Origin of the sequence: Rhodococcus sp. NPDC059969, assembly GCF_042738325.1 — a bacterium.
Taxonomy (GTDB): Bacteria; Actinomycetota; Actinomycetes; order Mycobacteriales; family Mycobacteriaceae; genus Rhodococcus_F.
Map to the genome: position 1 here is coordinate 190,520 of NZ_JBHWUF010000011.1, position 9,565 is coordinate 200,084.

9 protein-coding genes are annotated in these 9,565 nt (G+C 63.1%); 7 read left to right on the forward strand and 2 right to left on the reverse strand.

What is annotated here, in order from left to right; all coding sequences use genetic code 11:
• Positions 1 to 216: 216 nt before the first annotated feature.
• Together ACFWAD_RS25380 and ACFWAD_RS25385 are read right to left on the reverse strand one after the other, a co-directional pair.
• Positions 217 to 963 (reverse strand): GTP pyrophosphokinase family protein, encoded by a 747-nt coding sequence (locus tag ACFWAD_RS25380; protein ID WP_024487832.1) that lies wholly within the window; start codon positions 961 to 963, stop codon positions 217 to 219.
• Positions 964 to 1,011: 48 nt separating this feature from the next.
• Positions 1,012 to 1,611, reverse strand: coding sequence for a TetR/AcrR family transcriptional regulator (locus tag ACFWAD_RS25385; protein ID WP_003941968.1), 600 nt, complete (start codon positions 1,609 to 1,611; stop codon positions 1,012 to 1,014).
• Between the two features lie 98 nt (positions 1,612 to 1,709).
• On the opposite strand from ACFWAD_RS25385, the gene ACFWAD_RS25390 reads away from it, so the two are divergent.
• From ACFWAD_RS25390 to ACFWAD_RS25420, 7 genes are read left to right on the forward strand one after another with little or no spacing between them, the layout of a single operon-like run.
• Entirely contained in the window at positions 1,710 to 3,299 is a 1,590-nt protein-coding gene (locus ACFWAD_RS25390) for a carboxyl transferase domain-containing protein (RefSeq protein ID WP_042453308.1), read from the forward strand.
• 5 nt (positions 3,300 to 3,304) lie between these two features.
• The gene (locus ACFWAD_RS25395) at positions 3,305 to 5,344 is read left to right on the forward strand and encodes an acetyl-CoA carboxylase biotin carboxylase subunit (protein ID WP_378548826.1); all 2,040 of its coding nucleotides are present in this window, start codon (positions 3,305 to 3,307) and stop codon (positions 5,342 to 5,344) included.
• Positions 5,344 to 6,507 carry an acyl-CoA dehydrogenase family protein gene (locus ACFWAD_RS25400; RefSeq protein WP_007730190.1) on the forward strand — a complete coding sequence of 388 codons (1,164 nt, stop codon included), beginning with the start codon at positions 5,344 to 5,346 and terminating at the stop codon, positions 6,505 to 6,507. Before ACFWAD_RS25395 ends, ACFWAD_RS25400 begins: the two co-directional genes overlap by 1 nt.
• Positions 6,504 to 6,992, forward strand: coding sequence for a MaoC family dehydratase (locus tag ACFWAD_RS25405; RefSeq protein ID WP_003942078.1), 489 nt, complete (start codon positions 6,504 to 6,506; stop codon positions 6,990 to 6,992). Before ACFWAD_RS25400 ends, ACFWAD_RS25405 begins: the two co-directional genes overlap by 4 nt.
• Positions 6,989 to 7,816, forward strand: coding sequence for a CoA ester lyase (locus tag ACFWAD_RS25410; RefSeq protein WP_020906880.1), 828 nt, complete (start codon positions 6,989 to 6,991; stop codon positions 7,814 to 7,816). Before ACFWAD_RS25405 ends, ACFWAD_RS25410 begins: the two co-directional genes overlap by 4 nt.
• Before the next feature lie 3 nt (positions 7,817 to 7,819).
• The gene (locus ACFWAD_RS25415) at positions 7,820 to 8,575 is read left to right on the forward strand and encodes a CoA transferase subunit A (protein WP_042453312.1); all 756 of its coding nucleotides are present in this window, start codon (positions 7,820 to 7,822) and stop codon (positions 8,573 to 8,575) included.
• A gap of 41 nt (positions 8,576 to 8,616) precedes the next feature.
• Positions 8,617 to 9,222: a 3-oxoacid CoA-transferase subunit B gene (locus ACFWAD_RS25420; protein ID WP_039973146.1), complete on the forward strand. Its 606-nt coding sequence runs from the start codon at positions 8,617 to 8,619 to the stop codon at positions 9,220 to 9,222.
• Positions 9,223 to 9,565: the final 343 nt, after the last annotated feature.

Sequence of the window (9,565 nt, forward strand, 5' to 3'; positions counted from 1 at the left end):
TTTTTTTTTAACACACACCCCCTATCTGTGCCCTCCGCCGCCTACCGGCAAAAAAATTACACCCCACCCCAAATTCCACTGGGCCCCCCCCCGGCGTGGGGGGGGGCCCCACTTTTGGTTTGCCCCAGTTGTCCGACCCCAGCTGTGAGCGAACGGCACTCTCGTCGCCTCAGATGCGCCGAAAGGCGCGTTCACTCAGGGGAGGGGTGCGCAAATTCAGAGCGCCCGCCGCTGAAGATGCAGCGCCTCGAGGAACTGCGCCGGCAGATCCTGCTCGAGGATTTCGTCGTCAGGATGCGGTAGCGCTTTGATTTTCGCGAACTCGTCGTTGAGGCGTTCCATCTTGACGTCGAGGCGGTGTGCCGCGGCAGCAGCCTCGGTGAGTTCGTCGAGGAGTTCGACGGGGACCTCGCGGTTGTACTTGTAATATATCTTGTGCTCGAGGCTTGCCCAGAAATCCATCGCGATGGTGCGGATCTGGAGTTCGATCGGTACGTGCCGGACGCGGTCGCTCATGAAAACCGGGACCTCGACGATCAGGTGCAAGCTCTTGTAGCCGTTGGGTTTCGGATCGGCGATGTAGTCCTCGCGCTCGATCACCCGAAGGTCCGTCTGGCTGGTGAGCATCTCGGCTATGCGGTACGTGTCGGAAATGAAACTGCAGGTGATGCGTACTCCGGCGATGTCGAAGATGTTCTTCGAGATGTCGTCGATCGTGAGCGGGACGTTCAGGCGCTGAGCCTTGCGCAGGATGCTGTCCGGCGACTTGACTCGTGACGTGACGTGTTCGATGGGGCTGTACTGATTGATGTGCGTGAACTCGTCCTTGAGGATGTTCACCTTGGTCATCAGTTCGGAGATTCCGAACTGGTACAACATCATGAAGCGGGAGAACTCGGTCCGCAGTTCGGCGAAATCGGCCCTGCTGACCCCACTGCTGTCTTCCACGTTCGGCACCCTCATCTGTTAGCTGGTGTAACCAGTCTGCCACCGATTGTGCCGTGTCCGGTTTCAGTGGGTGCGCAGTGCGGCCAGTGTCATATCCCGCAGGACTCGACGCGCGCGTGCCGGCGAAGCGGGGTTGGCGCTGTGTGGGGTCGAGTTGATCAGACCGAAGGTGGCATGCGCTTTGATGCGTGCATCCGCCTGATCGAGTTGGGGATCGAGTTGCTCGAGCACCCCAACCCAGACCTCGACGTACTTGCGCTGCGTTTGGCGTACTTGTCGACGCGCGTCGGCCGGGAGGCTCTCGAGGTCGCGGTCCTGGATACGGATCAGGTCCGGCTCGCCCAGCGCGAAGTCGAGGTGGAACTCCACCAGTGCGTCGAGAGCGGCGCTCGGGGAGTCCGCAGCCTCCGCCGCAGCTGATCCGCCTTCGTGAAGTCGTGTGCTGATGCCGACGAGAAGTTCAACGAGGACTGCGTCCTTGTTCGGGAAATGCCGGTACACGGCGGGGCCACTGATGCCGACGGCCGCTCCGAGGTCTTCGAGTCGCACACTCACGAATCCGCGCTCGGCGATCAACCGGGCGGCGGCGTCCAAGAGTTGACGACGGCGGTCGGCCTTCATCTGATCGCGTCGCGTCGGAGCTGCTACCTGCTCAGAGGTCATTCTCTCGATCTTTCTTCGCTTGTGTTCTGGACAACTCAGTTAATCATAGTTAATCTAGTTTCAGTTATCGAGCATTAACTCATGGCGAAGGCGGCGGGATGACTCCCAGTGGAATCACGCAAGGATCGGGCTACCGGTCCGATCACACCGTTCTGGTGGACGAACTGAAGAAGAAACTGGCGCAAGCAGCGCTGGGTGGCAACGAGCGCTCTCGCGAGCGACACGTGAGCAGAGGGAAGCTGCTGCCGCGAGATCGCGTCGATTCGCTGCTCGATCAGGGCAGCCCGTTCCTCGAGCTGTCGCCGCTGGCGGCCAACGGCCTCTACGACGACGAGTGCCCCGGCGCCGGCGTCATCACCGGTATCGGCCGTGTGTCGGGCCGCGAGTGCGTGATCGTTGCCAACGACGCGACGGTCAAGGGTGGTACCTACTACCCGATGACGGTGAAGAAGCACCTCCGTGCCCAGGAAGTTGCGCTGCAGAACAACCTTCCCTGCATCTACCTCGTCGACTCCGGCGGCGCCTTCTTGCCGCGCCAGGACGAAGTCTTCCCGGACCGTGAGCACTTCGGCCGGATCTTCTACAACCAGGCGACCATGAGCGCCAAGGGGATTCCCCAGATCGCCGCAGTTCTCGGTTCGTGCACCGCGGGCGGCGCTTACGTGCCCGCGATGAGCGACGAAGCAGTGATCGTCCGCAATCAGGGCACCATCTTCCTCGGCGGCCCGCCGCTCGTGAAGGCTGCCACCGGCGAGATCGTGACGGCCGAAGAACTCGGCGGCGGCGACCTGCACTCCAAGGTTTCCGGCGTCACCGACCACTTGGCCGAGGACGACCGCGACGCACTTCGGATCGTGCGCAACATCATTGCCACGCTCGGCCCCCGCTCCGAGCGTCCGTGGGACGTCATCTCCACGGTTCCGCCCGTTGCCGACCAGAGCGAGCTCTACGACGTCGTTCCGACCGATCCCCGTACTCCGTACGACGTGCACGAGGTCATCACCAAGCTCGTTGACGGTGGCGCATTCCAGGAGTTCAAGGCTGAATACGGCAAGACGCTCGTCACCGGTTTCGCCCACATCGAGGGCCATCCGGTCGGCATCATCGCCAACAACGGCGTTCTCTTCGGTGAATCCGCCATGAAGGGAGCACATTTCATCGAACTGTGCGACAAGCGCAGTGTGCCGCTGCTGTTCCTGCAGAACATCGCGGGCTTCATGGTGGGACGCGACTACGAGGCCGGTGGCATCGCCAAGCACGGCGCCAAGATGGTCACGGCAGTTGCGTGTGCACGGGTTCCGAAGCTGACGGTTGTCATCGGCGGCTCTTACGGCGCCGGCAACTACTCCATGTGTGGACGCGCGTATTCGCCTCGCTTCCTGTGGATGTGGCCGAACGCGCGCATCTCGGTCATGGGCGGCGAGCAGGCCGCGTCGGTGCTCTCGACCGTTCGTAGTGACCAGCTCGACAGCGCGGGTAATCCGTGGTCGGCCGAGGACGAAGAGTCCTTCAAGGCGCCGATCCGCGAGCAGTACGAGGCTCAGGGAAATCCGTACTACTCCACTGCTCGGCTGTGGGATGACGGTGTCATCGACCCCGCAGATACCAGAACTGTTCTCGGCCTGGCTCTCTCGGTGTGTGCAAACGCGCCGATCGAGCCGGTCTCCTACGGCGTCTTCCGGATGTGAGCGAAATGACTGAGTTACGCACTATCGATACTGTTCTCGTGGCAAACCGCGGTGAGATCGCGGTTCGTGTGATCCGCACGTTGCGTGAGTTGGGAATTCGCAGCGTCGCCGTCTACAGCGACGCCGACGCGAATGCTCGCCACGTCCGCGAAGCCGACACTGCCGTCAACATCGGACCGGCTGCGGCGCGTGAAAGCTACCTCGTCATCGACAAGGTCATCGACGCTGCCAAGTCCACCGGCGCTCAGGGTATTCACCCGGGTTACGGCTTCCTGTCGGAGAACTCGGCGTTCTCGGCTGCCTGTGCGGCCGCGGGAATCGCCTTCCTCGGCCCGTCCGAGCGAGCCATCGAAGTGATGGGCGACAAGATCACCGCGAAGAACGCAGTCGCCGCGTTCGACGTCCCGGTGGTCCCGGGCATCGCTCGTCCGAACCTGACCGACGAGGAACTGATCGCGGCAGCCGAGGACATCGGTTACCCGGTACTGGTCAAGCCTTCAGCGGGTGGCGGCGGCAAGGGTATGCGCCTGGTCGAGGACCCGGCCAACCTGGCCGAGGCTCTTCGCAGTGCACGCCGTGAGGCCGCGTCGTCGTTCGGCGACGACACTCTGTTCCTCGAGCGATTCGTCTTGCGGCCCCGGCACATCGAGGTCCAGGTTCTCGCCGACCAGCACGGCAACGTCGTTCACCTCGGTGAGCGCGAATGCAGCCTGCAGCGGCGTCATCAGAAGGTCATCGAAGAGGCTCCGTCGCCGCTGCTCGATCAGGTGACGCGTGACCGCATCGGTGCGGCAGCGTGCAACACCGCTCGAAGCGTCGATTACACCGGCGCCGGCACCGTCGAGTTCATCGTCTCCGCAGACAAGCCTGACGAGTTCTTCTTCATGGAGATGAACACCCGACTGCAGGTCGAGCATCCCGTCACCGAGATGGTGACCGGGCTGGATCTGGTCGAATGGCAGGTACGTGTGGCAGCGGGGGAGAAGTTGGCCTTCTCCCAGAGCGACATCACGCTGACCGGGCACGCCATCGAAGCTCGTGTGTACGCGGAGGACCCGGGCCGTGGATTCCTGCCGACCGGCGGCCGCGTCGTGGATCTGGTCGAGCCGTCAGGTTCCGGCGTCCGCGTTGATTCGGGGCTGCTCGCCGGCACCGTCGTCGGTAGTGACTACGACCCGATGCTCAGCAAGGTCATCGCCCACGCTCCCGATCGTGCAGGCGCACTGCGCAAGCTGGATCGCGCACTCGGTGACACCGCCGTGCTCGGAGTCGTGACCAACATCGAGTTCGCACGATTCCTCCTCGCCGATCCGGATGTGATCGCGGGCAACCTCGACACCGGTCTCCTCGATCGTCGCGTCGAAGACTTCGTTGCGGCCGACGCATCCGACGAGGTTCTCATTGCTGCCGCGGCCTATCGCTGGCTCTCGCGGTGGACTACTTCGGAATCCGTTGATCCCTGGGACGTCCCGAGCGGATGGCGCGTCGGAACTCCCGCTCCGACCAGCATCAGGCTCTCCGCCGGCACCCGAACGGCGCACGTTGCGATCGTCGGCGTTCCGGCCGATGCGAAGGTCGAGGTCGAAGGCTCACAGCCGCGCGCATTCAGCGCGACCCTGACGGGATCCGAACTGGCGGTAGTGATCGACGGACGCCGACGCACGTTTGTCGTCGCCGAGACCGACGGTGGTTTGTGGCTGGCAGGCGGCGGAACCTGGCACGTGCGCGAGGTCGCCGAGGTCAGTGTTCGCGGTGAGGACAAGCACGCCGGCGACGCCGAAATCGCCAGCCCCATGCCCGGTGCCGTCATCGCAGTCAACGTCGAGAACGGCGCAGCAGTGAGCGCGGGACAACCGCTCGTCGTGGTCGAGGCCATGAAGATGGAGCATTCCTTGACCTCCCCGATCGACGGAATCGTGGAAGTTCTCGTCCGTCAGGGCGATCAGGTGATGGTGGATCAGGTTCTGGCCCGCGTGGTACCTGCCCAAGACGAAGAGACTGCCGAAGAAAAGACCGAGAACACGACGCAGAAGGAAGACGCCTGATGTCCGATTACCTTGCCACCGGAGCGCTTCCGGACGAATACCAGCAGCTCGCCAAGACCGTTGCCGATTTCGCCAAGACCGTCGTGGCGCCGGTTGCTGCCGAGCACGACGCCAACCACACCTTCCCGTACGAGGTAGTTGCCGGGATGGCGGACATGGGACTGTTCGGCCTGCCCTTCCCCGAGGAGTACGGCGGAATGGGTGGCGACTACTTCGCACTCTGCCTGGCGCTCGAAGAGCTGGGCAAGGTCGACCAGAGTGTTGCGATCACTCTCGAAGCCGGTGTGTCCCTTGGTGCCATGCCGATCTACCGTTTCGGTAACGAGGCACAGAAGCAAGAGTGGCTTCCGCAGCTCACCAGCGGCAAGTCGTTGGCTGCCTTCGGCCTGACCGAACCCGGCGCGGGTAGCGACGCCGGCGGAACCAAGACCACCGCGAAGTTCGACAGCGGTGAGTGGATCATCAACGGCAACAAGCAGTTCATCACCAACTCGGGCACCGACATCACCAAGCTCGTGACGGTCACCGCGGTCACGGGTGTCAAGGACGGCGGCAAGAAGGAGATCTCGACGATCCTCGTGCCGACCACGACGCCCGGCTTCACGGCCGAACCGGCGTACAACAAAGTCGGTTGGAACGCATCCGACACCCATCCCCTCACGTTCGCCGATGTTCGTGTCCCCGAGGAGAATCTGCTCGGTGAGCGCGGCCGTGGCTACGCGAACTTCCTGCGCATCCTCGACGAAGGCCGCATCGCTATTTCCGCGTTGAGTGTCGGTGCCGCCCAGGGCTGCGTCGACGAGTCGATCAAGTACGCCAAGGAGCGCGAGGCGTTCGGTCGCCCCATCGGACACAACCAGGCCATCGCGTTCAAGATCGCGCGAATGGAGGCTCGTGCCCACGTCGCACGTACCGCGTACTATGACGCGGCCGCACTCATGTTGTCGGGCAAGCCGTTCAAGAAGCAGGCATCCATCGCCAAGCTCATCTCCTCCGAAGCTGCCATGGACAACGCTCGCGACGCCACCCAGATCCACGGTGGATACGGCTTCATGAACGAGTACGCCGTCGCGCGTCACTACCGTGACAGCAAGATCCTCGAAATCGGTGAGGGAACCACCGAGGTGCAGTTGATGCTCATCGCTCGTGAGGCAGGGTTGTGACGAACCCCAAGAAGATCACTCAGCGCGGACTCTGGTTCGAGGAGTTCGAGGTCGGCGCGATCTACGAGCACCGGCCAGGTCGAACGGTGACCGAGGCTGACAACGTCCTGTTCACGACTCTGACGATGAACACGCAGGCGCTGCATCTTGATGCGGCGTACAGCGAGGACACTCAATTCGGTGTGCGGCTGGTCAATTCGATGTTCACCCTTTCGACAATCGTTGGCCTCTCGGTCGCGCAGTTGACGCAGGGCACCATCGTCGCCAATCTCGGTTTCTCCGAGATCAGCTTCCCGAAGCCGCTCTTTCACGGCGACACCCTGTACGCCGAGACGCTCATCGCGGACAAGCGTGAGTCGAAGAGCCGTCCGGGCGAAGGCATCGTGACGCTCGTGCACACCGGACGCAACCAGCACGGTGACGTCGTGGCACTCGCCACGCGCAAGACCTTGGTGCAGCTTCGCCCGGCCGAGGTGTCCTCATGACGTGGACGCCGCCGGGGCCGGCGTGGTTGTTCTGCCCGGCGGATCGACCCGAGCGCTACGCGAAGGCCGCGGCCGTTGCCGACGTCGTGATCCTCGATCTCGAAGACGGGGTGGCTCCGGCCGACAAGGAAGCCGCGCGTGCAGCCCTGATCGACACTCCTCTCGATCCGGACCGGACGATTGTGCGCGTCAATCCGGTCGGTACGCCTGATCACGAACTCGATCTGATCGCGCTGGACGGCACACACTATTCGCGTCTCATGCTGTCCAAGTGCGAATCGGCCGAGGACGTCCTCTCGCTCGCACCGGCGGACGTGGTTGCACTCGTCGAGTCCCCGCGAGGAGCCCTCGCCGTGGCCGACATCGCGCTTGCTGCGAACGCCATCGGTGTCATGTGGGGAGCCGAGGATCTTGTGGCCGGTCTCGGCGGTAACTCGAGCAGGCACCCGAACGGTTCGTACCGCGACGTTGCCAAGCACGTCCGATCGACGTCTCTCCTGGCTGCGAAGAGCTACGGCCGGTTGGCTGTCGATTCCGTGTACCTCGACATCAAGGACCTCGTCGGCCTGGGCGTCGAGTCCGCTGATGCTGTCGCAGTCGGCTTCGATGTGAAGGTTGCGATCCACCCGAGTCAGGTCGAGGTCATCCGTGGTGCCTTCGCACCTTCGGAAAAAGAGATCGACTGGGCCACACGAGTGCTTGCCGCGGTGTCTACTGAACGTGGTGTGTTCGCGTTCGAGGGCAAGATGGTCGACGCTCCCGTTCTTCGTCACGCCGAGAAGCTTCTTCACCGAGCCGGAATCTTTCAGCAGAAGGAGAACTAACGGATGAGCAAAGTCGTGAATACGGCAGCTGAGGCAGTTGCCGACATCGCGAGCGGATCCAGGCTCGCAGTGGGCGGCTTCGGGCTGTGCGGTATTCCCGACGCACTGATCGCGGCGATCGCCGACGGCGACGCCACCGATCTCGAGGTGTTTTCCAACAACTGCGGTGTCGACGACTACGGTCTCGGCATTCTGCTCGGCGCGCACCGGATCGCCAGGGTGACGGCGTCGTACGTGGGGGAGAACAAGGAGTTCGCCCGCCAGTATCTCGCCGGTGAGCTCGAAGTGGAGTTGACGCCGCAGGGGACGCTGGCCGAGCGGCTGCGAGCAGGCGGTACCGGCATTCCGGCGTTCTACACGCCGGCGGGCGTCGGCACACCGATCGCTGAGGGCGGCTTGCCGTGGCGATACAACGCGGACGGTTCGATCGCCGTGGCGTCGCCACCGAAGGCGACGGCAGTGTTCGGTGGCCGCACGTATGTATTGGAAGAGGCGATCACGGCTGACTTCGCGCTCGTGCATGCGGACTACGGTGACACCGAAGGAAATCTCGTCTTCAACAAGACGGCGATGAACTTCAACCCGCTTGCTGCCATGGCCGGCCGGATCACCATCGCGCAGGTGGAGAACCTCGTCGAGCCGGGCGACATCGACCCCGCGCACGTGCACCTACCTGGAGTGTTCGTCGCGCGCGTCGTACACACAGGCCCACAGGAGAAGCGGATCGAGAAGCGGACCGTCTCAGGAGGCACCAAGTGACCAGTGCAGAGGAAACCCGTATCGGTTGGACTCGCCACGAGATGGCCGCTCGCGCTGCCGCCGAGATGCGGCCGGGGGAGTACGTCAACCTCGGCATCGGCCTGCCGACGCTGATCCCCAGTTACCTGCCCGAGGGCGTCAAGGTGGTCCTCCACAGCGAGAACGGCATCCTTGGTACTGGACCGTATCCGACCGACGATCAGGTCGATGCCGACCTCATCAATGCAGGTAAAGAAACCGTCACCGTCAATTCAGGCGCCGCGTTCTTCGACTCGGCTCTCTCCTTCGGCATGATCCGCGGTGGTCACATCGACACCGCGGTGCTCGGCGGGATGCAGGTATCGAAGACCGGTGACCTTGCCAACTGGATGGTGCCGGGCAAGATGGTGAAGGGTATGGGCGGGGCGATGGACCTGGTCCATGGAGCCCGCCGCGTCATCGTCGTGATGGAGCACACCGACCGCGACGGCAATCCCAAGATCGTCGAGGCCTGCACGCTGCCGCTTACCGGTCAGAGCGTCGTCAACCGGATCATCACCGACCTGGCAGTGCTGGACGTCACCGCGGACGGGCTGCAGCTTGTGGAGCTGGCTCCAGGGGTCAGCAGCGAGCACCTGAAGAGTGTGACTGGTGTGGGCTTTTCCTGAAGCTTCGTACCGTAAATCGAAGAACGCGCCGACCGCTGGTCGGCGCGTTCTTTCGTCGGTCTGTCGGCGTGTACCGATAGTCTCGATCAGCGACTGTCGAATCTTGTTCGAGCTCAGGCACCCAGTACTTGGCGGCCCTGTAAATTGTCCGAGGTGACTGATGTGGATTGGGGTGTAGATCGTCGGTTGCAATTGATTGGCCCAGGGGGAGAGGTGTCGCGCGCCGCGTCTGAACGGTGCGTTTCGACAATGCGATCGGGGGGTAGATGAGCTGGGCGATTTGTAACGAATTGCAACAAAACCGTCGATACACCGGGGTATGGATTTCTCTTGTCACCTATGT